The sequence below is a fragment of the Streptomyces sp. P9-A4 genome, from assembly GCF_036634195.1.
In the GTDB taxonomy this organism is placed as follows: domain Bacteria; phylum Actinomycetota; class Actinomycetes; order Streptomycetales; family Streptomycetaceae; genus Streptomyces.
The window spans coordinates 3883875-3905882 of sequence record NZ_JAZIFY010000001.1; the positions used below are offsets into that span (position 1 = coordinate 3883875).

Consider the following 22008-nt stretch of genomic DNA (forward strand, 5'->3'; position numbering starts at 1 on the left):
CACAGCCGTGACAGCGGTCCTGGCGAGGGTCCTTCCATGCGAACCCCAACGATCGCGGGGCCCACGTCCGGCGCCCTCCCCACCCGCGAACACCTGCCGGTGAGCGCCGCCGGGCGGCCCGTCCTCGACGTGGTGATCCCCGTCTACAACGAGGAGAAGGACCTGGAGCCGTGCGTCCGCCGGCTCCACGAACACCTCTCCCGGACCTTCCCGTACGGCTTCCGCGTCACCGTCGCCGACAACGCCTCCACCGACAGCACTCCCGCCGTCGCCGCCGGGCTCGCCGACGAGCTGCCCGAGGTGCGCTCCGTGCGCCTCGAACAGAAGGGGCGCGGGCGGGCGCTGCGGACGGTGTGGTCCGGCTCGGACGCGCCCGTCCTCGCCTATATGGACGTCGACCTTTCCACCGACCTCAACGCCCTGCTGCCGCTGGTCGCCCCGCTCATCTCGGGCCACTCCGACCTGGCGATCGGCTCCCGTCTGGCCCGCTCCTCGCGGGTGGTGCGCGGGCCGAAGCGGGAGTTCATCTCCCGCGCGTACAACCTGATCCTGCGCGGCTCGCTCGCCGCCCGGTTCTCCGACGCGCAGTGCGGGTTCAAGGCGATACGGCGGGACGTCGCCGAGCGGCTGCTGCCGATGGTGGAGGACACCGGCTGGTTCTTCGACACCGAGCTGCTCGTCCTCGCCGAGCGGGCCGGGCTCCGCATCCACGAGGTGCCGGTCGACTGGGTCGACGACCCCGACTCGACCGTGCACATCGTCAGCACGGCCACCGACGACCTGAAGGGCGTCTGGCGGGTGGGGAGGGCCCTCGCGACGGGTTCGCTGCCCCTCGACCGGCTGGCCAGGCCCTTCGGTGACGACCCCCGGGACCGTGAACTCAGCGGGGTGCCGGGCGGGCTCGCCCGGCAGCTGGTGGGCTTCTGCGTGGTCGGGGTGCTGTCCACGCTGTTCTATCTCGCCCTGTACTCGGCCTTCCGGCTCGGTGTCGGCCCGCAGTTCGCCAACGCGGGCGCCCTCCTCGTCTCCGCCCTCGCCAACACGGCGGCCAACCGGCGGCTCACCTTCGGCGTGCGGGGCCGCGACCGGGCCGTCCGCCACCAGGCGCAGGGGCTCGTCGTCTTCGCCATCGGCCTGGCGCTGACCAGCGGTTCGCTTGCGGCCCTCGGCGCCGCGACGGGCGACCCCGCGCACTCGACCGAACTCGCCGTTCTGGTCGTCGCCAACCTCGCCGCGACCGTCCTGCGCTTCCTCCTCTTCCGGCTCTGGGTCTTCCCCGAGCGGCACACCACAAGGAACGAACGATGACCATCGTGTCCACCCCCGCCCCGGCCTCTGCCGCGCCGGGAAGCGGCCGGGCCGCCCGTCTGCTGCGCGGTCGCGCCGACGACGCGCCCTGGGTCCGGCCCGCCTTCCTCGGCCTCCTGGCCGTGACCGCCGTGTTCTACCTCTGGAACCTGAGCGCCTCCGGTTACGCCAACTCCTTCTACTCGGCGGCCGTCCAGGCGGGCGGCGAGAGCTGGAAGGCCTTCTTCTTCGGCTCGCTCGACGCGGCCAACGCCATCACCGTCGACAAGCCGCCGGCCGCCCTCTGGCCGATGGCGCTCTCGGTCCGCCTCTTCGGCCTCGGCTCCTGGCAGATCCTGGTGCCCGAGGTGCTGATGGGCGTGGGCACGGTCGCCGTGCTCCACGCGGCCGTCCGGCGGAGGTTCGGCGCGGGCGCGGGTCTGCTCGCGGGCGCGGTGCTCGCGCTGACGCCCGTCGCCGCGCTGATGTTCCGCTTCAACAACCCGGACGCGCTGCTCGCGCTGCTCATGACGGTCGCCGTGTACTGCGTGCTGCGCGCCCTGGAGCGGGACCGGGGCGCGGCGAAGTGGCTGGTGTGGGCTGGGGTGGCGTTCGGTTTCGCGTTCCTCGCGAAGACGCTCCAGGCGTTCCTGATCGTGCCGCCGCTCGCCCTCGTGTACCTGGTGTGCGCGCCCGGCGGCTTCGGGCGGCGGCTCGGCCGGCTCGCCCTGGGCGGGCTCGCGATGCTGGTGTCGGCGGGCTGGTGGGTGGCCCTGGTGGAGCTGTGGCCCGCGTCCTCCCGCCCGTACGTCGGCGGCTCGCAGAACAACAGCTTCCTGGAGCTGACCTTCGGCTACAACGGCCTCGGCCGGATCAACGGCAACGAGACCGGCAGCGTCGGCGGTGGCGGTCGTGGCGGTGGCCAGGGCGGCGGCTGGGGCGAGACCGGCATCGGCCGGATGTTCAACGACTCGGTCGGCGGCCAGATCTCCTGGCTGCTTCCGGCCGCGCTGATCCTGCTCGTCGCGGGGCTCGTCGTGACCTGGCGGGCGCCCCGTACGGACACGGCCCGCTCGGCGTTCCTGGTGTGGGGCGGCTCGCTGCTGATCACGCTCGCCGTGTTCAGCTTCATGGCCGGCATCTTCCACGAGTACTACACCGTCGCCCTGGCCCCGTACCTCGCGGCGCTCGTCGGCATGGGCGCGGCCGTGCTCTGGGAGGAACGCACCCGGCCGCTCGCCTCGGTGACCCTCGCGGTGACGGTGGCGGTGACCGCGTACTGGGGCTGGGCCCTCCTCGGGCGTACGCCGGAGTGGCAGCCGTGGCTGCGCTGGGCGGTCCTGGCGGCGGGCGCGGTGGCCGCGCTCGGGCTGCTGTTCGCGGGCCGGGTGGACCGGCGGATCGGGCTCGGGGCCGCGGGCCTGGGCCTGGCGGCGGGGCTCGCGGGGCCGTTCGCGTACACCCTGGCGACGGTGGACTCCGGGCACCAGGGCTCGATCGTGACGGCGGGCCCGGCGGGAGCCGCGATGGGCGGCCGCCCGGGTGGCGGCCGGATGTTCGAAGGCGGCGGGATGATGCCGCCAGGCTTCCAGGGCGGCCGTATGCCCGGCGGCCGGATCCCTGGAGGCCAGGGCGGCCAGATGCCCGGCGGCCAGCTGCCCGGAGGTCAGGGCCAGGGGCGCGGGATGCCCGCCGGAACCCCGCCCGGTGGCGCCGTCCCGGAGGCCTTCGGCCCCGGTGGCAACCAGCGCCCCGGCGCCGGCGGCATGGGCGGTCTCCTGAACGGCGCGAGCGTCGGTGCGCAGGCGAAGGCCGCGCTCCTCGCGGACGCCGGCGACTACACCTGGGTCGCGGCCACCGTCGGCGCCCAGAACGCGGCCAGCTACCAGCTCGCCACCGAGAAGCCGGTCATGGCGATCGGCGGCTTCAACGGCAGCGACCCGTCCCCGACGCTCGCTCAGTTCAAGCGGTACGTCGCCGAGGGCCGGATCCACTACTTCATCGGCGGCGGTGAGGGCGGCGGCGGTGAGACCGGCGGTCGCACGGGCGGCGGCGGTCCCGGCGGCGGCAACTCGGAGATCTCCACCTGGGTCGCGGAGACCTTCCAGAAGGTCACGGTCGGCGGCGCCACCTTCTACGACCTGACGCGGGAGAAGTAGCCCGGAAAACAAATCCCTATACAGCGTAAGAGAGTCCTTGTACGGTGTACGAGTCTCGGCCTCGTACACCGTATAAGGAGTCCCCTCCATGACAGCTACCGGCGGCCACCCACAGCGCTGGCTGATCCTCGGCGTCATCTGTCTCGCCCAGCTCACCGTCCTGCTCGACAACACCGTTCTCAGCGTCGCCATCCCCTCGCTGACCTCCGAACTCCACGCGACCACCACCGACATCCAGTGGATGATCAACGCGTACTCGCTCGTCCAGTCCGGCCTGCTGCTCTCCGCCGGCAACGCCGCCGACCGCTACGGCCGCAAGAAGCTGCTCGCCACCGGTCTGGCGCTCTTCGGCCTCGGCTCGCTCGCCGCCGGCCTCGCCGACTCCACCACCCAGCTGATCGCCGCCCGCGCGGGCATGGGCGTCGGCGGCGCGCTCCTGATGACCACCACCCTCGCCGTCGTGATGCAGATCTTCGACGAATCGGAGCGGGTCAAGGCCATCGCGCTCTGGTCCACGGTCGCCTCGCTCGGCTTCGCCGGCGGCCCGCTGATCGGCGGCGTGATCCTGAACCACTTCTGGTGGGGAATGATCTTCCTGATCAACATCCCGGTCGCTGTGGTGGCCCTCGTCGCCGTCCTCAAGCTCGTACCGGAGTCCAAGAACCCCCAGGGCGAGCGCCCCGACCTGCTCGGCGCGCTGCTCTCCACCATCGGCATGACCGCCGTCGTGTACGCGATCATCAGCGGCCCCGAGCACGGCTGGATCTCCGCCCAGGTGCTGGTCCCGGCCGTGGTCGGTGTGCTCGGTCTCGGCGCGTTCGCGCTGTGGGAGCTGCACACCCCGTACCCGATGCTCGACATGCACTTCTTCCGGAACCAGAAGTTCATCGGCGCCATCGGCGGCTCGATCCTGGTCGTCTTCGGCATGGGCGGCTCGCTCTTCCTGCTCACCCAGCACCTGCAGTTCGTGCTCGGCTACGAGCCCCTGGAAGCCGGTCTGCGGATGGCGCCGCTCGCGCTGACCATCGTCGGCCTCAACCTCACCGGCATCGGCCCGAAGATCGTCATGAAGCTGGGCACCCCGCCGACCGTCGTCCTCGGCATGACCCTGGTGGCCGCCGGCCTCACCTCGATCGCGCTGCTCGGCGGCGGCACGGACGGCAGCTACGCGGGCATGCTGCTCGGCCTGGTCCTGATGGGCGGCGGCATCGCCGTCTCCTCCCCGGCCATGGCCAACGCGATCATGAGCTCGATCCCGCCGGAGAAGGCGGGCGTGGGCGCCGGGATCAACGGCACCCTCGCCGAGTTCGGCAACGGCCTCGGCGTCGCCGTCCTCGGCGCCGTCCTCAACGCCCGCTTCGCCGCGCTGGTCGCCGTCACCGCGACCTCGCTCCCCGCCGCCCTGGCCGCCGCCGGCGGCGCCGCCGAGCGGCAGCAGATCGCCGACGCCTTCGCCTCCGGCCTCCAGACCAGCCAGCTGGTGGGCGCCACCGCCGTCTTCGCGGGCGGTCTGGTCGCGGCGGCCCTGCTCAGGAGGGCCGAGCGTACGGAGAAGGCCGTGCGCCCCGAGCAGCCGGTCGCTGCCTAGCATGGTGTCGGACCGCTGACAGACGGAGGAACGCGATGGTCAAGGCAGCCGATCGGGCCAAGAACCCGGCGCGTTCCAGCGTCTGGCTGGAGCGGAGGACCACGCGCAGCGGTGGCGGTCCCGCCGGGCTCGACCGGGACCGGATCGTCACCGCCTCGATCCGGATGCTCGACGAGGAGGGCCTCGCCAAGTTCTCAATGCGCAAACTCGCCACCGAGCTGGGCGTCACGGCCATGTCCCTCTACTGGTACGTGGACACCAAGGACGACATCATCGAGTTCGCCATGGACAGCGTCTACGGCGAGTTCGACCTCGCGGCCGTCGACGCCGCGGGGGACTGGCGGGAGCGGATCCGCGTACTCGCCCTTGAATACCGGCGGATGCTGGTCCGGCACGCGTGGATGTCGCCGTGCGCGGGCCAGTACCTGAACATCGGCCCGAACGCGATCGCCGTCGGCCAGCAGATCCACTGGGCGATCCGGAACACCGGCCTCTCGCCGGACCGCCAGCCGAGCGCGATGTCGGCGGTCTTCCAGTTCGTGTACGGCTACGGGACGATCGAGTCCCAGTTCGGCCGGCGCGCGGCGGAGGCCGGGATGTCGCAGGACGAGTTCTACGTGGACGCGATCAAGGCCTTCCGGGACGACCCGGAGTTCGTGGAGCAGGCCGGGGGCATGAAGGAGATGCTCGACGAGCGGGCCTCGCAGGGCAGCGTCACCGCCGTCTGGGACCGGGACTTCGCCTACGCCCTGGACGTCCTGGTCGCCGGCATCGAGGCGATGGTCGCGCGCGAGGCCGGGGACATCTGACGGCGGACATGACGGAGCGGCGGGCCGTCCCCTGCCCGCCGCTCCGTACCGGACCCGGCCGCGCCTCCGCTCGAAGCGCGGCCGGGAGCTTTTTCAGGCCACCCGGCCTCTAGACCACCCGGCCTCCAGGCCTCCAGGCCTCCCGGCCTCTAGACCTCTAGGCCTCCGCCGTCACCGGCTTCGCGTCGGCCGGCTCGGACGTCTCGTCCGGCTTCACCGAGTTGCTCTTGAGCGCGACCTCCTTGATGAACAGCGTCACCACGAAGGCCAGCAGCGCGAAGGGCGCCGAGTAGAGGAAGACATCGGCGACGCCGTGCCCGTACGCGTCCTCCATGACCGTGCGGATCGGGGCCGGCAGCTTGTCCATGTCGGGGATGCCGCCACCGCCGCCGTTGCCCATGGCGCCGGCCGCCTTCGGACCCAGCTCGGTCAGGCCCTCCTTGACGTAGGCCGTGACCCGGTGGGCCATGACCGCGCCGAGCGCCGAGACACCGATCGCACCGCCCAGGGAGCGGAAGAAGGTGACGACGGAGGAGGCGACGCCGAGGTCGGCGGGGGCCACCTGGTTCTGGGTGCAGAGCACCAGGTTCTGCATCATCATGCCGATGCCGAGGCCCAGCACCGCCATGAACAGCGCGATGTGCCAGTACGTCGTGTCGTAGCGGATCGTGCCCAGCATGCCGAGGCCGCCGGCGGCGAGGGCGCCACCGCTGACCAGCCAGGCCTTCCACCGGCCGGTCTTGGTGATGATCAGGCCGGAGACGGTCGAGGAGACGAACAGGCCCGCGATCATCGGGATGGTGAGGACGCCGGACATCGTCGGCGACTCGTTCCGCGCCAGCTGGAAGTACTGGCTGAAGAAGACCGTGCCGGCGAACATCGCTACACCCACGAAGAGCGAGGCGAGCGAGGCGAGGGTGATCGTGCGGTTGCGGAAGAGGCGGAGCGGGATGATCGGCTCGCTCGCCTTCGACTCGACGAGCACGAAGATCCCGCCGAGCGCGATCGAGCCGAGCACCATGGCGGCCGTCTGCCAGGAGATCCAGTCGTACTTGTCGCCCGCGAAGGTGACCCAGACGAGCAGCAGGGAGACGGCGGCGCTGATGAAGAAGGCACCGGCCCAGTCGACCTTGACCTGGCGCTTCACGACGGGGAGCTTCAGGGTCTTCTGCAGGACGAGCAGCGCGATGATCGCGAACGGCACGCCGACGTAGAAGCACCAGCGCCAGCCGAGCCACTCGGTGTCGGTGATGACGCCGCCGAGCAGCGGGCCGCCGACGGTGGCGACGGCGAAGGTCGCGCCGAGGTAGCCGCTGTACCGGCCGCGCTCACGCGGGGCGATCATCGCGGCCAGGATGATCTGGGAGAGGGCGGTCAGACCGCCGACGCCGATGCCCTGGACGACCCGGCAGGCGATCAGCATGCCGGTGCTCTGCGAGAGACCGGCGACGATCGAGCCCGCCACGTAGATGATCAGGGCTATCTGGACGAGCAGCTTCTTGGAGAAGAGGTCCGCGAGCTTGCCCCAGAGCGGGGTGGTCGCGGTCATCGCCAGGAGGGAGGCGGTGACCACCCAGGTGTAGGCGGACTGGCCGCCGCCCAGGTCGGAGATGATCTGGGGGAGGGCGTTGGAGACGATCGTCGAGGACAGGATGGCGACGAACATGCCGAGCAGCAGCCCGGACAGCGCCTCCATGATCTGCTTGTGTGTCATCGGGGCGCCGCCGGAGACGGTGTCCCCCTGCTTGGCGCTCCCGCCGCGCACACCCGTGTCCGGTGTGGTGGTAGCCATCAACTTCCTTCGTTCTCAAGCGTGGTGGGCCCGGCAGTCCCCGAAGGAATCGCGGAGGCGGGCGAGCAGGGTGGTGAGCGATTCGACGTCTTCGTCGGACCACTCCGCGAGGGTGCGGGCGAGCATGTCGGTCAGCCGTCGGTCGAGGACGGCGAGCATGTCTTCGCCCGCCCCGGTCAGGTGGAGGATGCGGGAGCGCTTGTCGGCGGGGTCGGGCAGTCGCTCGACCCAGCCGCGGTCCACGGTGTGGGCCACGTGGCGGCTGCTGACCGACATGTCGACGGCCATCAGCTCGGACACCCGGCCCATCCGCATGTCGCCGTGGTGGTTCAGGAGGGCGAGGACGATCGCGGATCCGCCGGGGCATTCGGCGGGCAGGGTCCGCGCGAGTCCGCGCTTCACGGCTCCGATGGCGCTCACTTGGCGGGCGAGGTTCTCGTAGAGACTGCCTCGTTCCAGTGATTCCATCGGACACCCCATCGATGTTGTTGCTTAGGGCAACCATAGAGATGGATGGTTGCTCCAGGCAAACTAAATCGGTCAAACGGCGCTAAAGAATCGGTAAAGGCGGGCGCGTCGGGCCGGCTCGGGCCTCTCGTGCGGGGGCGGGGGTACGGGGCTTGGGCCCGCCACCCGTACTTCGCTAGGGTCCTGACCCATGGCACACAACCCCCAAGCACCGTACGGCCAGGGCCAGGGCCCCGAGGGCTCCTACGACCCCGCCGGCAACACCCAGATGTTCCGCGCCTTCGTCGACGAGGGGGCTCCGCAGCGGCAGCAGCCGCAGGCCGTGGCCACCTCGGGCGGCCCGAAGGTCGGTCTGATCGTGGGCGTGGTCGCCGTCATCGTCGTCCTGGCGGCCGTCGCCTGGCTGGCCCTGGGCTGACCGCCCGTCCGCTCCCGAACCAGGGGTGGGCCGGATCCGCGCCGAGCGGACCCGGCCCACCCTTCTTTCTTCTCGGATGCGCCTACGGGGCCGCCACGCCCCTCCTACGGGGCCGCCGCGGCCCTCTGTCTACGGGGCCGCCGGGTCCAGGGCCGGTGCGAGCACCGCGAAGGCCTCCGCGATCAGCGCGCCCGGGTCCTCCGTACTCTCCGCCTCCTCGCCGTCGCTCCACCGGTGCAGTACGGCGTCGAAGGCGGCCAGCGCCATGCCCGCCGCCAGCCGGGGGCGGAGATCGGTCCGGGGGTCGCGTCCCAGGCGTTCCCCCAGCTCCGCCGTCAGTTCCTCGCGCCAGCGCGCCTGGTGCTCCAGGAGGCGGGCGAGCAGCGCGGGCGTCCGCAGGATCAGCCGGACCACCGGCAGGGCGCGCTCGGCGTGGTCCCCGCAGGCGGTGAGGGGGACGGAGACCGCGTGCAGGAGCGCCTCGGAGGGGCGCTCCCCGGCGGGCCGGGTGGCGAGTCCGGCGCGCATGTCGGCGCCCATCCCGGCCAGGAACTGGACGACCACGTCCTCCTTGGACGCGAAGTACCGGAAGAAGGTCCGCTTGGAGACCCCGGCGGTGGTCGCGATCTCGTCGACGGTGACCGCGTCGAACCCCTTGAGGGCGAGCAGCTGGAGGGCCGCCTCGGTCAGCTCGGTCGCGACCAGCTGACGCTTGCGCTGGGCCAGGCTCGCGGGAGCGACGGCGGGACCGGAGACGGAGCCGGTGGCGGGACCGGTGCCGGTGTCTGCGACAGGGCCGTTTTCGGGGCGGGTGTTCACGCGGGAATGGTACGCGGTGTCCCGCACGGCACCAAGTAGCATGCTTGACACTCGGTGACACGGACGGCAACGTGTGCCGCATGACCAAGAAGCAGCGCTGGACCGCCGACCGGATCCCGGACCAGACCGGGCGGATCTTCCTCGTCACCGGGGCCAACAGCGGCCTCGGCCTCGCCACCACCCGGGAGCTCGCCCTCCGGGGCGGGCGCGTGATCCTCGCCGTACGGGACGAGGAGAAGGGCCGCCGGGCCGTCGAGCGGCTCACGGCGGACGGAGTCGCGCCGGACCTCCTCGCCGTACGCCCGCTGGACCTCGCGGACCTCGACTCGGTACGCGCCTTCGCCGGCCGGGTGCTCGAGGAGCACCCGCGCCTCGACGTCCTCATCAACAACGCGGGCGTGATGGCGCCGCCCCGCACCCTGAGCCCCCAGGGCCACGAGCTCCAGTTCGCCACCAACCACCTCGGCCACTTCGCGCTCACCGGGCTGCTGCTCGATCTGCTCGCCGCCGGACGGGACCCCCGGGTGGTCACGGTCAGCTCGATCAACCACCGGCAGGGAAGCCTCCACTTCGACGACCTGACCGGCGAGCACGGCTACGGACCCATGGCCTTCTACAACCAGTCCAAGTTCGCGAACGCCGTCTTCGGCCAGGAGCTGCACCGCCGTCTGACCGCGACCGGCAGCCCGGTCCGTGGCGTGCTCGCGCACCCCGGCTACACCGCGACCCGGCTCCAGACCCGGGACACCTCCGGCCTCGCCAAACTGGTCTTCGGTCGCATCGGCAACCCGCTGCTCGCCCAGCGCCCGGAGCGGGGCGCGCTGCCGCAGCTGTACGCGGCGACGGAACCGGGCCTCGCGGGCGGCGAGTTCATCGGCCCGGACGGCCCGGGGGAGCTGCGCGGCACCCCGACCCGCGTCCGTCTCTCGGACGCGGCGGCCGACCCCGGAACGGGCCGCCGGCTGTGGGAGCTCTCGGAGGGGCTGACCGGGGTCCGCTTCCTCGGCCACTGAGCCGCCCGGGGCCGGGCCCTGCCGCCTCCACCGATTCCCCGAGCCACGGCCTGGCGGAAATTCCCGGCCCACTCGAACCTGGGACCGCCAGCTTTCTGCCTAGGTGCTCTAGGAATTCCGCGATCAGGCATACGTCTTCGGCAGCAGCTCCGGCGCGATCGTGGCGCTCGGCCTGCTCGCCCGCCACCCCGGGCGGCTGCGGCGGGTCGTCGCCCACGAGCCGCCCCTTCTCGGACTGCTGGCCGAACCGGCCCCGCACCAGGCGCTCTTCGCCGAGGTGCGCGAGCCGGCCCGGACGGCCGGGGTCGGCCCCGCGACGGCCCGGTTCGCCGAAGGCCTCGGCGGCGGGGCCGAGGGCGGGGGCGGGCCCACCGAGGAGGAGCGTCACCGTGAGCCGACCGAACTCCCCCCGAGAATCAGGGAGATGGCTGGGCGAATGACCGCCAACATGCCGTTCTTCCTGGAGCACATGCTGTGCCCCTTCTCCTCCTCCGCCCCCGAGACCGACGGGCTGCGGGCCACCGCCGACAAGCTGGTCCTGGGCGTCGGCGTGACGTCCGCCGGTCAGGAGCCGCTGGTCGGACCGGCCGCGCGGCCGGCCGAGCTGACCGGTGTCGGCACGACGGAGTTCCCCGGCGGTCACCTGGGCTGCACGGAGCACCCGGCGGAGTTCGCGGAGGCGCTGCTCACCGCCCTGCGGCGGTGACGGCCCGGGTGTCGATCCGCATCCCCAGCGGCACCCGCCAGGAGTCCACGCACACGGTGTACGTCTCCGTCCGCGCCGCCCCGGCGGCGATCGGCGCGGTCAGCGGCTGCGTGGAGGTGAGGGTGGCCCAGTCGACGCCGAGGGCGCCGATGACGTGGGTGGCGAAGGTGACCGTGCCCGAACGGGCCGCCGTGCCCCCGCTGTTCCGGATGGTGACGGTGACCCGCTCGCACCAGCGCTGATCCCCGTCGGCGAGGACGGGCGCGGAGACGCTGAGCAGGGCGGGTCCGGGTGCGGGGGTGGGACCGGGCGGCACGGGCGTACCGGTGCCGGGCGCGGGCGGGGTGGACGGCGTCGAGGGCGTACGGGGAGGGGTGCTCGCACCGGGACCCGGGGACGTGCTCCCGGTGCCGCCGCCGGAGCCCGGAGCCGTACCCGAACCCGACCCGGACCCCGTACCCGCACCGGATCCCGACCCCGCGCCGGACCCCGTACCGGAGCCCCCGGCCGTGGACGAATCACCCGCGTCCGGGGCCGCGCCCGCACCGGACCCCGACCCCGAGCCCGCACCGGACCCTGAGCCCGACCCTGTGCCGGCCCCAGCCCCAGCCCCAGCCCCCGCCTCCGGCGAAGGCGACGACGTGCTGGAGGTGTCCCCGCTCGCCGTGGGCCCGTCCAGGGGGATCAGTGTGACCGCGCCCGAGGGGGCGGCCGCGCCGCCGGGGGAGGGGCCGGCGCCGACCGCCGCGTACCCCTCGCCGTCTCCTCCGCCACAGGCGGTCAGCGCCCCGCCGAGGCAGAGCGCCACCGCCACGAGTACCGGCTTCCTTCGCCTCATGCCTCCCAGTCTGGCTGACGGACCGTCAACTGGGCAGGTGTTTGCGGAAGTCAGTCGCCGATGAGGCCCTCGCGCAGCTGGGCGAGGGTGCGGGTGAGCAGCCGGGAGACGTGCATCTGGGAGATGCCGACCTCCTCGCCGATCTGCGACTGGGTCATGTTGGCGAAGAAGCGCAGCATGATGATCTGCCGCTCGCGGGGCGGCAGTTTGGCGAGCAGCGGCTTGAGCGACTCGCGGTACTCGACGCCTTCGAGCGCCGTGTCCTCGTAGCCGAGGCGGTCCGCGAGGGAGCCCTCGCCGCCGTCGTCCTCGGTCGAGGGGGAGTCGAGGGAGGAGGCGGTGTAGGCGTTGCCGACGGCGAGGCCGTCGACGACGTCCTCCTCCGAAACCCCGAGCACGGCGGCGAGTTCGGGGACGGTGGGGGAGCGGTCGAGCTTCTGGGCGAGCTCGTCGCTGGCCTTGGTGAGGGCGAGACGCAGCTCCTGGAGCCGGCGCGGGACGCGCACCGACCACGAGGTGTCGCGGAAGAAGCGCTTGATCTCGCCCACGACGGTCGGCATGGCGAACGTCGGGAACTCCACGCCGCGTTCGCAGTCGAAGCGGTCGATCGCCTTGATCAGGCCGATGGTGCCGACCTGGACGATGTCCTCCATCGGCTCGTTGCGCGAGCGGAAGCGGGCCGCCGCGTACCGCACGAGCGGCAGGTTGAGCTCGATGAGGGTGTCGCGGACGTAGGTCCGCTCCGGGCTGTCCGCGGTGACGCCCTCGGTGTCGAGGGCGCGCAGCCTCAGGAAGAGGGAGCGCGAGAGGGTGCGGGTGTCGAGGGCTCCGGACGTGACGACCATCGGCGGCGGCGCGGTCGTGGCCGTCTCCGTGCTGTCGGTCGCGGCCGGCGCCGTCGTCTGCGTGGGCACGGGAACGGGCGTGAGCGTGAGCACCTTCGAGCTGCCCAGTTCTGTGGACATGCCACCCCCTTGAGGTCGCGGACGGTCGCGGTGGCCGCGACCATCTGAGGAACGCAGCTTCCACCTGAATACCGGCGGCGGGGCTGCGGCAAACTCGGTTCCAGCAGAATGTCACATGTCGGCAACACGCTGTAGTGACTTGTCGACAAGGCAACGGTGCATATCCGCAGGAAACAAGGGGTGTGCGGCATTTGGGGTGCCGCAGAACTGCTCCGAACCGGTCTACCCGTTCCGGTTACGCCTCGATTCTGTTTGCGGATCTCAAACGCGCGAAGCTCCGGGCGAGGAGCCTTGACACATGCATCTGGGAGACGCCGAGTTCCTGGCTGATCTGAGACTGGGTCAGGTTGCTGTAGTAGCGCAGCATCAGGATCCGCTGCTCCCGCTCGGGCAGCTGGACGAGCAGGTGCCGGACGAGGTCGCGGTGCTCGACGCCGGCCAGCGCGGGGTCCTCGTAGCCGAGCCGGTCGAGCAGTCCGGGCAGCCCGTCGCCCTCCTGCGCCGCCTCCAGGGAGGTGGCGTGGTAGGAGCGGCCGGCCTCGATGCAGGCGAGCACCTCGTCCTCGCCGATCCGCAGCCGCTCGGCGATCTCGGCGGTCGTGGGGGAGCGCCCGTGGGCGGTCGTCAGGTCCTCGGTGGCGCCGTTCACCTGCACCCACAGCTCGTGCAGCCGGCGCGGGACGTGCACGGTGCGGACGTTGTCGCGGAAGTACCGCTTGATCTCCCCGACGACGGTCGGCATGGCGAAGGTGGGGAACTGGACGCCCCGGTCGGGGTCGAAGCGGTCGATGGCGTTGATCAGGCCGATGGTGCCGACCTGGACGACGTCCTCCATCGGCTCGTTGCGCGAGCGGAAGCGGGCCGCCGCGTACCGCACGAGCGGCAGGTTGGCCTCGATGAGGGCCCCGCGCACCCGGTGGTGCTCCGGAGTGCCCGGTTCCAGGTTCTTGAGCTGCCCGAAGAGCACCTGGGTGAGAGCACGGGTGTCGGCGCCACGGGTGCTCTGGGGGCGGGGGCGAGGGGTCTCCGCGCCGCCTGCCTCGTGCTGGGGCGGGACCTGAGGCGCTGTACTGGCCGGCACGTTCACGCCACCCCTTTGGCTGGTCTTGCTGGTCGATTGGGTCAACTACGGTCAACTCATCCATCAAAAGCGGTCATAGCATCACAAGACATGTCCACTGTGTGCAAGCACCGCATAGTGACGTGTTGAGGGCATGTTGACGGAAAAAGGGGAGGTCACGCACGGAAAAGCCCCCCGCCGCGACGGCAGGGGGCCCGGTCGGCGTCCTGGGGACGCCCGTGGTCTAGAACGCGTAGTCCGCGATCACCCAGGTGGCGAACTCGCGCCACTGGGCTACACCCGCCTGGTGCGCGGGGTGGTCCAGGTAGCGCTGGAGCGCGTCGGTGTCCTCGACGGCCGAGTTGATGGCGAAGTCGTACGCGATCGGCCGGTCGGTGATGTTCCAGTCGCACTCCCAGAAGCGCAGCTCCGGGATCTGGCCGCCGAGCGCGCGGAACGCCTCGACACCGGCGACGACACGGGGCTCGTCGCGCGAGACGCCGTCGTTGAGCTTGAAGAGGACCAGATGGCGGATCACGAAGGGCTCCTAGTTGATGAGTTCGGTCATGAACTCGCCGACACCCTGTGCGGCGCTGGCTATGCCCTCGAACCCTACGCCCACGAGGTCGGCGGCCCGCTGTGGGGAGTTGATGATCGTGTACAGCACAAAGACCGCGACCGCGTACAGCACGACCTTCTTCGCTTGCGCCATGTGCCCGCTCCCCTGTTCCCCCGCCTGTGTCCCCGCCCGTACGACCGCGCCAGCCTAACCGAGGCTTTATGGACCAAGGACCCTGAGACCGAGGCCTTTTGCCGACCCCCGGACGGGTGACGGCAGAGCAGTATGGATGTCGAGCCCGGAGGATCTGGCAGGAATCCGAAGGGCTCCTGGAACCGGCCCGCACTGCGGGGTCCGCGCCGCGAGCTTCCCCCCTGACTGCGGCGCAGGACTTGTCGGGCCCGGTTCTCATCGGGGGGAGCGGCTTGTCCCCCCGATGCCGCTCCCCCCGTCCTAGCCCCCGCGCCAGCCCCCGTCCCCACGGAGAAGGCCCCGGCACGCGCCCCGAGCGCGACCGGGGCCTTTCGCGTGCGCGCACCGACCGGACGTGCCGGAGATACGCCGAAGGGCCCGGTGCTGATGCACCAGGCCCTTCGATCGAAGCGGTAGCGGAGGGATTTGAACCCTCGGTGAGTTTCCCCACACTCGCTTTCGAGGCGAGCTCCTTCGGCCGCTCGGACACGCTACCGAGAGAGAGCTTAGCCGAAACTCGGGCTGCGATGAAATCCGTATCCCGGGGCAGGTCAGCGGTCGCGGAAGAAGGCCGTGAGCTGCTCGGCGCACTCCTCGCCCAGCACGCCCTGGATCACCTCGGGACGGTGGTTCAGCCGCCGGTCCCGTACGAGGTCCCAGAGCGAGCCGGCCGCCCCCGCCTTCTCGTCCACGGCGCCGAACACCACCCGCTCGACCCGCGACTGGACGAGGGCGCCCGCGCACATCACGCACGGCTCCAGGGTCACGACCAGCGTGCACCCCGTCAGACGCCACTCCCCGGTCGCCGCGGCCGCCCGCCGGAGCGCGAGCACCTCGGCGTGCGCGGTGGGGTCACCGGCCGCCTCGCGCTCGTTGTGGCCGCGGGCGATCACCGTGCCGTCGGGACCGAGCACGACGGCACCGACCGGTACGTCACCGGCCGGCGCGGCCCTGTCGGCCTCGGCGAGGGCGAGCCGCATGGCGTCCCGCCAGGGGTCCCTCACGGGATCGGGGACAGGTGCGGCGGGTACGGCACGTGCCACTAGCGCACGGCCTCCAGGATCTCGGCGGCCCCCAGCGCGTCCGCGATCTCCGCGAGCGCGTCGCTGTCGAGCGCCAGCAGGTCGGCGGCGGACATGCCGAGGTCCGCGAGGATCAGCCGGTCGCCGACGGGAGCGGCCGGCACCGCCTCGGCGGCGACCCCCGTCGTCTCGTCGTCGTCCGAGTCGCCGTCGAGCGGCTCCCCGTCCTCCGTGCCGTCCAGGTCCAGCGACTCCAGTTCGTCGACGAGGGCGTCGACGTCGTCGCCGAGGATCTCCCGGGTGAGGATCTCCCCGTACGAGGAACGGGCGGCGGCGGCGCCGTCCGAGACGTAGATACGAGGGTCTTCCTCACCCTCGATCCGCACGATCCCGAACCACGCGTCCTCCTGCTCGATGAAGACGATCACCGTGTCGTCGTCCGAGGCCTCGCGGGCGAGCTCGGTCAGATCCGACAGGGTCTCCACGTCGTCGAGCTCCGTGTCGCTCGCTTCCCACCCGTCTTCGGTGCGCGCGAGCAGTGCGGCGAAGTACACCTGACTCTCTCCCACTGATCAGAGGTGTGACGATCCGGCGGTGCGCTCCATGCCCCGCCCAATCGGCATCGTGACAGAAACGACGCCCTCAGGAGAGGTCTTCGGCTCTTGCGTCGTGCATCAGTCTGAACGACCCCGCGATCGGGCGGGCGTGCGACCCCGGCGCGCGCGGGGGGCGCACGGCCGGGACCGGCCGTGGTCCGCCGCCGTGTCGTCGCGGGGCCCTCACCAGCGGAAGGTCCGCATGCGCATGGCCTGGCGCATCCGGGCGGCCCGCGCGCGTCTCGGCTGTACGCGCTCGCGCAGCGCCTTCGCCTCGTTGAGTTCGCGGAGGAACTGGGCGCGGCGCCTGCGGCGCTCCGCGTCCGTCTCCGGCGCCGGCTTCCGGGCCGCCCTCTCGGCGGCGTCCTCGGCCGGTTCTTCCAGGTCGGGCATCGGCCACTCCACCCCATCGCTGGGTCCCCGTGCTCCCACCTTCCCCCAGTGGCGTGGGTCGACGCCAGTGCGCGGCGGGCTACTGTTGAGTCATGCGTCTCCACGTCGTCGACCACCCCCTGGTCGCCCACAAGCTCACCACCCTGCGCGACAAGCGCACGGACTCCGCGACCTTCCGCCGTCTCGCCGACGAGCTGGTCACCCTGCTCGCCTACGAGGCCACCAGGGACGTCCGGACCGAGCAGGTCGACATCGAGACCCCCGTCACCCCGACGACCGGCGTGAAGCTGTCGTACCCGCGTCCGCTGGTGGTGCCGATCCTGCGCGCCGGGCTCGGCATGCTCGACGGCATGGTCCGGCTGCTGCCGACCGCCGAGGTCGGCTTCCTCGGCATGATCCGCAACGAGGAGACGCTGGAGGCGTCGACCTACGCCTCGCGGATGCCGGAGGACCTCTCGGGCCGCCAGGTGTACGTCCTGGACCCGATGCTGGCGACCGGCGGCACGCTGGTCGCGGCGATCCAGGAGCTGATCAGGCGCGGCGCCGACGACGTGACCGCCGTGGTGCTCCTCGCCGCCCCGGAGGGCGTCGAGGTCATGGAGCGGGAGCTCGCGGGCACCCCCGTCACCGTCGTGACGGCCTCGGTCGACGAGCGCCTCAACGAGAACGGCTACATCGTCCCGGGCCTGGGCGACGCGGGCGACCGCATGTACGGCTCCGCCGAATAGGGCACTGCCGGCTCCGCCGAGTAGGGCACTGCCGGCTCCGCCGAGTAGGGCACTGCCGGCTCCGCCGAGCAGGGAAACCGTCGGCTCGGCGGAGCCGGTCTCAGCACTTCCCGGTCGGTACGGGCGCGGGCTTGGTCAGGGCGACCAGGGCCGCGTCCGCCGTCGTTTTCGGGGCCAGGTTCTTGAAGGCCGTCCCGATGATCAGGTCCACGTCCGCCGTGGCCCGGGTGTCCGTCCTGGTCGTGGCGCCCTTGAGCTGGGTGCCGAGGACCGGGAGGGCGCCCTTGGTGGCGGTCGTGGCGCCGAGCAGCAGACCGGCGCCGGTGACCTTCTTGTCGTACGCGGTGGGCGCGTTGCCCACCTTGCCGATCTTGAAGCCGCGCTTCTTGAGCTCGTCCGCGGTCGTCTTGGCGAGACCGCTGCGCGGGGTCGCGTTGTAGACGTTGACCGTGATCTGGGCGGGCTTGGGGAGCGCTGCGGCGGGCGCGGTGGTGGCCTTGGCGGCGGGTTTGCAGTCGGCCTGCTTCCCGGCCGTCGTCTTCTTGCCCTCGTCGCCGGAGAAGACGTCGACGAGCTGGAGCGTGCCCCAGCCGGCCGCGCCGAGCACGACCACGGCGGCGGTGGCCGCGAGGATGATCCTGCGCCGGCGGTGGGGGCGGCGCATCCGGGGATAGACATCCCCCGTGATGCGGTACTTTCCACCCATTCCGGGGGGAGTGAGCATGCTCATGAACGCAGCGTAGTGCCGCCCGTCGGCGATGCCTACTTGATGATCATGTGATCGCGTCCGGATGGGGGCGAACTGACCCCGAAAGGGTCAGCGGGAGCCGCGCCGTGGGGCGCCGGCTCAGTCCATTTCCAGGACGCGGGCGTGCAGCACCTGGCGCTGCTGGAGCGCCGCGCGGACCGCGCGGTGCAGTCCGTCCTCGAGGTAGAGATCGCCCTGCCACTTCACGACGTGCGCGAAGAGGTCGCCGTAGAAGGTGGAGTCCTCGGCGAGCAGCGTCTCGAGGTCCAGCTGGCCCTTGGTGGTGACCAGCTGGTCGAGGCGGACCGGGCGCGGCGCGACGTCCGCCCACTGCCGGGTGCTTTCCCGGCCGTGGTCGGGATACGGCTTTCCGTTTCCGATGCGCTTGAAGATCACACGGAAAGCCTACCGGGCGAGCGGCTACCGGCGCAGCCACGCGAGGGCAGTGGGATGCTGGTGCAAAACGTGACAAGACCGAAATCGGGGTCCCCTCATGAGCGTGAGTGAGCAGCCGCCGGCCGCCGAGATCGCCGCCGGGTACGCCTTCGAAGGCGCGGCACTCGATCTGGGGGCCCTGCTCTGGGACGGCGTCTGTCACCCGGACGCGCCGATCCGCATCCCGCTGACCGTCCTCAACCGGCACGGTCTGGTCGCCGGCGCGACCGGCACCGGCAAGACGAAGACGCTCCAGCTGATCGCCGAGCAGCTCTCGGCGCACGGCGTGCCCGTCTTCCTCGCCGACATCAAGGGCGACGTCTCCGGCATCTCGGCCCCCGGCGCCGACGGGGAGAAGGTCAGGGAGCGGGCCGGGCAGGTCGGGCAGGAGTGGCGGTCGACCGGATTCCCCTGCGAGTTCTACGGACTCGGCGGCACCGGCCCCGGCATCCCGGTGCGCGCCACGGTGACCAGCTTCGGCCCCGTCCTGCTCTCCAAGGTGCTCCAGCTCAACCAGACGCAGGAGCAGTCGCTCGGCCTGATCTTCCACTACGCCGACGCCAAGGGCCTTGAGCTGGTGGACCTCAAGGATCTGCGGGCGGTGGTGGCCTTCCTGGTCTCGGACACCGGGAAGTCCGAACTGAAGGGGATCGGCGGGCTCTCGACGGTGACGGCGGGGGTGATCCTGCGGGCGCTCACGGCCTTCGAACAGCAGGGCGCGGGCGGCTTCTTCGGGGAGCCGGAGTTCGACACGGGCGAGCTGCTGCGGACGGCGCCGGACGGGCGCGGGATCGTCTCGGTCCTTGAGCTGCCGGCCGTGCAGGACAAGCCGCAGCTGTTCTCGACCTTCCTGATGTGGATGCTGGCGGACCTCTACAACGACCTGCCGGAGGTCGGCGACCTGGACAAGCCGAAGCTGGTCTTCTTCTTCGACGAGGCGCATCTGCTGTTCAGCGGGGCCTCGAAGGCGTTCCTGGAGTCGATCACCCAGACGGTCCGGCTGATCCGCTCGAAGGGCATCGGGGTCTTCTTCGTGACGCAGACGCCGAAGGACGTACCCGGGGACGTGCTCGCCCAGCTGGGCAACCGGGTGCAGCACGCGCTGCGCGCCTTCACCCCCGACGACGCGAAGGCGCTGAAGGCGACCGTGCGGACCTTCCCGAACTCGCCGTACGACCTGGAGGAGGTGCTGACCGGGCTCGGTACGGGCGAGGCGGTGGTCACCGTACTGAGCGAGCGGGGGGCGCCGACGCCGGTGGCGGCGACCCGGCTGCGGGCGCCGGAGTCGCTGATGGGTCCGGTCGACGCGGCGGCCCTGGACGCGGCGGTGAAGGCCTCGCCGCTCCACGGGCGGTACGCGGAGGCGGTGGACCGGGAGTCGGCGTACGAGAAGCTGACGGCCGAGCAGCACGCGGCGGAGTCGGCGGCGCTGGAGGCCGCTGCCGCCGCGGAGGCGGAGAAGGCCGCGAAGGCGGCCGGGAAGCCGGGAGCGAGGGCTCCGAAGCCGGAACCCTCGCTCGCCGAACAGGTGGTGGGCAGCGGGATGTTCAAGTCCCTCGCGCGGTCGATCGGCACCCAGCTGGGCCGGGAGATCAGCCGCTCGATCTTCGGGACCGCCCGCCGCGGGCGCTAGGGCCTGTCGTCAAACTCCCGCCTGCCCCGCGACGCCTGGCACGCGCTCTCGCCGCACCGGGCGAAAGCCCGAGTACGTCCAGTACGAGGGCTTCCGCCCGGCACGCCGAGAGCACGCACCAGACGCCGCGGGGCCGCCCTTCGGGCGACGACGGGAATTTGACGACAGGCCCTAGCCCCCCTGCTTACTGTGTGACCTGGTCGTGGTCGGCGTGCAGGCCGCCGTCGCTGCCCGCGTCGCCGGTGGTCGGGACCGAGACGACCGGCTTGCGCAGCGAGGAGATGTCGTGGGCGTAGGTGCCCACGGCGTTGGCGATGACCTTGATGTTCGCGTCGAAGGCCGTCATGTTGATGTTCTTCAGGTCGTCGCCCTTGGCGTGGTAGTTCACGTCGTACGCGACACCCGCCTCGCCGCCGAACCTGGCCGCCTGCGCGGCGGTCTTGATGCCCTCGGCGCCGGTGAAGGTGCCGCCGGAGGGGATGCCGACCTCGATGAACGGGCCGTAGTCGGAGCGGCCGTCGAAGTCGGTGCCCGCGTGCGGGAGTCCGCGCTTGTCCATGAAGTCGGTGATGTCCCGCTCCAGCTGGGCCGAGCCCTCCGGCCCCGCGTCCTCGCCGACGCCGTCCGAGTTGTCGCCGTCGTAGACGAACAGGCCGTAGTTCGGCGAGGCGATCATGTCGAAGTTGAGGTAGAGCTTGATCTCGCTCTTGTCGAGCGCGGTCAGGTTGTTGACGTAGTGCTCGGAGCCGAGGAGGCCGTTCTCCTCGGCCGACCACCAGGCGAAGCGGACCTTGTTGCGGACCTTGTCCTTCGACTTGGCCAGCTCCAGGGCGGTCTGGAGGAGACCGGCGGAGCCCGAGCCGTTGTCGTTGATGCCGGGGCCCGCGGTGACGGAGTCCAGGTGCGAGCCGAGCATCACGGTGTTGGCGGCGTTGCCGCCCTTGGTCTCCGCGAGGACGTTGTTGGTGGTGCGCTTCTCCTGGAACTCGCGGATCTCCAGCGACAGCGAGACCGGGCCCGCGGCGGCGTCGGCGGCGAGCTGGGTGCCCTGCGCCAGGCTGAGACCACCGGTCGGGATCTTGCCCGAGGCCACGTCGCCGAGGGTGCCGGAGAGCGTGCCCTCGACGTTGTTGTAGACGACGGCGGCGACGGCACCGGCCGCGGCGGCGTTCTGCTGCTTGATCGCGAAGGAGCAGGCGCCGCGCTTGATCAGCGCGATCTTGCCCGTGTAGGTGCCGGTGGCGAAGTCGGACGGCTGGCAGCCGGTCGAGCCGTCGGCGTCGACGGGGACGGCCGCGAGGGCCGCGGTGACGCCGCCGACCGGGGTGGACCGGGTGTACGTCATCGCCTTGACGTCGAGCGCCCGCGGGGCGGGGGAGACGACGGAGGCCTTCTCGGCGAGCGTCTGCGTGTACCAGAAGTCGAACTTCTCGTACGAGACCTCGTAGCCGGCCTTCTTGAGCTGCGTGTAGACGTACGCGGCCGAGGCGTCGTGGCCGAGCGTGCCGGCCGCGCGGTTGCCGCCGGCCGAGTCGGCTATCGCCTGGAACTTCTGCAGGTGCGTGAAGGCGTCCTTGGCGGTGGTTTCGCGGACCAGCTTCTTCGCCAGCTTGGCGGCGTCGCGGGCGGGCGCGGCGGCGGGGTCCTGCCCCGCGGTGGCGGGGGAGGCGAGGACCAGCGGGGTGGCGAGTGCGGCGGCGGCGAGAACGGCCGCGGCCCGGCGCTGGGTTGCGTTCACAGAAGTCCTTCCCGTTACGGACGAGGTTGAGGGGAAGTTAGC

General features: G+C 71.6%; 22 protein-coding genes, 1 tRNA gene and 1 pseudogene. 9 read left to right on the plus strand and 15 right to left on the minus strand.

The features are described from left to right. The first annotated feature begins 36 nt into the window (after positions 1 to 36). From V4Y03_RS17370 to V4Y03_RS17385, 4 genes are all read left to right on the plus strand, one after another. The gene (locus V4Y03_RS17370) at positions 37 to 1308 is read left to right on the plus strand and encodes a bifunctional glycosyltransferase family 2/GtrA family protein (RefSeq protein ID WP_332435505.1); all 1272 of its coding nucleotides are present in this window, start codon (positions 37 to 39) and stop codon (positions 1306 to 1308) included. Further along, the gene (locus tag V4Y03_RS17375; protein ID WP_332435506.1) at positions 1305 to 3446 is read left to right on the plus strand and encodes an ArnT family glycosyltransferase; all 2142 of its coding nucleotides are present in this window, start codon (positions 1305 to 1307) and stop codon (positions 3444 to 3446) included. Before V4Y03_RS17370 ends, V4Y03_RS17375 begins: the two co-directional genes overlap by 4 nt. 88 nt (positions 3447 to 3534) lie before the next feature. Continuing rightward, complete coding sequence (locus tag V4Y03_RS17380; protein WP_317878917.1) at positions 3535 to 5034, plus strand: MFS transporter; 1500 nt, start codon at positions 3535 to 3537, stop codon at positions 5032 to 5034. A gap of 35 nt (positions 5035 to 5069) precedes the next feature. Continuing rightward, positions 5070 to 5843, plus strand: a complete 774-nt coding sequence (locus V4Y03_RS17385) for a TetR/AcrR family transcriptional regulator (protein WP_317874710.1) — start codon at positions 5070 to 5072, stop codon at positions 5841 to 5843. Positions 5844 to 6006: 163 nt separating this feature from the next. Here V4Y03_RS17385 and V4Y03_RS17390 read toward each other — a convergent pair. Both V4Y03_RS17390 and V4Y03_RS17395 read right to left on the minus strand, forming a co-directional pair. After that, positions 6007 to 7635, minus strand: a pseudogene (locus V4Y03_RS17390) (MDR family MFS transporter); the annotation flags it as partial. Positions 7636 to 7650: 15 nt separating this feature from the next. Then, complete coding sequence (locus V4Y03_RS17395) at positions 7651 to 8103, minus strand: MarR family winged helix-turn-helix transcriptional regulator (RefSeq protein WP_442809600.1); 453 nt, start codon at positions 8101 to 8103, stop codon at positions 7651 to 7653. A gap of 190 nt (positions 8104 to 8293) precedes the next feature. Between V4Y03_RS17395 and V4Y03_RS17400 the strand changes: the two genes are divergently transcribed. Then, positions 8294 to 8521, plus strand: a complete 228-nt coding sequence (locus V4Y03_RS17400; protein WP_317874711.1) for a hypothetical protein — start codon at positions 8294 to 8296, stop codon at positions 8519 to 8521. Positions 8522 to 8650: 129 nt separating this feature from the next. Here V4Y03_RS17400 and V4Y03_RS17405 read toward each other — a convergent pair whose 3' ends face one another. Further along, a complete protein-coding gene (locus V4Y03_RS17405; protein ID WP_332437208.1) occupies positions 8651 to 9247 on the minus strand; it encodes a TetR family transcriptional regulator in 597 nt (198 codons plus the stop codon). 173 nt (positions 9248 to 9420) lie between these two features. Between V4Y03_RS17405 and V4Y03_RS17410 the strand changes: the two genes are divergently transcribed. Together V4Y03_RS17410 and V4Y03_RS17415 are read left to right on the plus strand one after the other, a co-directional pair. Further along, positions 9421 to 10353 (plus strand): oxidoreductase, encoded by a 933-nt coding sequence (locus V4Y03_RS17410; protein WP_332435507.1) that lies wholly within the window; start codon positions 9421 to 9423, stop codon positions 10351 to 10353. Between the two features lie 160 nt (positions 10354 to 10513). Then, entirely contained in the window at positions 10514 to 11059 is a 546-nt protein-coding gene (locus V4Y03_RS17415; RefSeq protein ID WP_332435508.1) for an alpha/beta hydrolase, read from the plus strand. Here the strand turns inward: V4Y03_RS17415 and V4Y03_RS17420 are convergent. The 9 genes from V4Y03_RS17420 to V4Y03_RS17460 all read right to left on the minus strand — a co-directional run bounded on the left by V4Y03_RS17420 (position 11040) and on the right by V4Y03_RS17460 (position 16684). Further along, positions 11040 to 11375 carry a hypothetical protein gene (locus tag V4Y03_RS17420; RefSeq protein ID WP_332435509.1) on the minus strand — a complete coding sequence of 112 codons (336 nt, stop codon included), beginning with the start codon at positions 11373 to 11375 and terminating at the stop codon, positions 11040 to 11042. The genes V4Y03_RS17415 and V4Y03_RS17420 overlap by 20 nt on opposite strands. A 572-nt stretch (positions 11376 to 11947) precedes the next feature. Further along, positions 11948 to 12862 (minus strand): RNA polymerase sigma factor SigF, encoded by a 915-nt coding sequence (locus tag V4Y03_RS17425; RefSeq protein WP_332435510.1) that lies wholly within the window; start codon positions 12860 to 12862, stop codon positions 11948 to 11950. 235 nt (positions 12863 to 13097) lie between these two features. Continuing rightward, positions 13098 to 13943 carry an RNA polymerase sigma factor SigF gene (locus tag V4Y03_RS17430; RefSeq protein ID WP_030318136.1) on the minus strand — a complete coding sequence of 282 codons (846 nt, stop codon included), beginning with the start codon at positions 13941 to 13943 and terminating at the stop codon, positions 13098 to 13100. Positions 13944 to 14166: 223 nt separating this feature from the next. After that, a complete protein-coding gene (locus tag V4Y03_RS17435; RefSeq protein ID WP_056564863.1) occupies positions 14167 to 14460 on the minus strand; it encodes a Dabb family protein in 294 nt (97 codons plus the stop codon). A gap of 9 nt (positions 14461 to 14469) precedes the next feature. Continuing rightward, positions 14470 to 14634: a hypothetical protein gene (locus V4Y03_RS17440; protein WP_317874716.1), complete on the minus strand. Its 165-nt coding sequence runs from the start codon at positions 14632 to 14634 to the stop codon at positions 14470 to 14472. Between the two features lie 450 nt (positions 14635 to 15084). Then, a tRNA-Ser gene (locus V4Y03_RS17445) sits at positions 15085 to 15169 on the minus strand. A 55-nt stretch (positions 15170 to 15224) separates the two neighbouring features. Further along, complete coding sequence (gene tadA / locus V4Y03_RS17450) at positions 15225 to 15653, minus strand: tRNA adenosine(34) deaminase TadA (RefSeq protein WP_332437209.1); 429 nt, start codon at positions 15651 to 15653, stop codon at positions 15225 to 15227. A gap of 62 nt (positions 15654 to 15715) precedes the next feature. Next, a complete protein-coding gene (locus V4Y03_RS17455; protein ID WP_317874730.1) occupies positions 15716 to 16249 on the minus strand; it encodes a tRNA adenosine deaminase-associated protein in 534 nt (177 codons plus the stop codon). A gap of 225 nt (positions 16250 to 16474) precedes the next feature. After that, on the minus strand, positions 16475 to 16684 hold the full coding sequence (locus V4Y03_RS17460) for a hypothetical protein (protein ID WP_317874717.1): 210 nt from the start codon (positions 16682 to 16684) through the stop codon (positions 16475 to 16477). A 92-nt stretch (positions 16685 to 16776) separates the two neighbouring features. Here V4Y03_RS17460 and upp point away from each other — a divergent pair, with 92 nt between their 5' ends. After that, positions 16777 to 17412, plus strand: coding sequence for a uracil phosphoribosyltransferase (gene upp, locus V4Y03_RS17465; RefSeq protein ID WP_317874718.1), 636 nt, complete (start codon positions 16777 to 16779; stop codon positions 17410 to 17412). Between the two features lie 100 nt (positions 17413 to 17512). Here the strand turns inward: upp and V4Y03_RS17470 are convergent, their stop codons facing one another. Both V4Y03_RS17470 and V4Y03_RS17475 read right to left on the minus strand, forming a co-directional pair. Continuing rightward, entirely contained in the window at positions 17513 to 18142 is a 630-nt protein-coding gene (locus V4Y03_RS17470) for a LytR C-terminal domain-containing protein (protein ID WP_332435511.1), read from the minus strand. Between the two features lie 117 nt (positions 18143 to 18259). Continuing rightward, on the minus strand, positions 18260 to 18556 hold the full coding sequence (locus tag V4Y03_RS17475; protein WP_015034993.1) for a type II toxin-antitoxin system VapB family antitoxin: 297 nt from the start codon (positions 18554 to 18556) through the stop codon (positions 18260 to 18262). A 97-nt stretch (positions 18557 to 18653) separates the two neighbouring features. Here V4Y03_RS17475 and V4Y03_RS17480 point away from each other — a divergent pair, with 97 nt between their 5' ends. Next, positions 18654 to 20228: a helicase HerA-like domain-containing protein gene (locus V4Y03_RS17480; protein WP_332435512.1), complete on the plus strand. Its 1575-nt coding sequence runs from the start codon at positions 18654 to 18656 to the stop codon at positions 20226 to 20228. 184 nt (positions 20229 to 20412) lie between these two features. On the opposite strand, the gene V4Y03_RS17485 is transcribed toward V4Y03_RS17480, so the two are convergent. Continuing rightward, positions 20413 to 21966, minus strand: coding sequence for a M28 family metallopeptidase (locus V4Y03_RS17485; RefSeq protein WP_317874721.1), 1554 nt, complete (start codon positions 21964 to 21966; stop codon positions 20413 to 20415). Between the last annotated feature and the right edge of the window lie 42 nt (positions 21967 to 22008).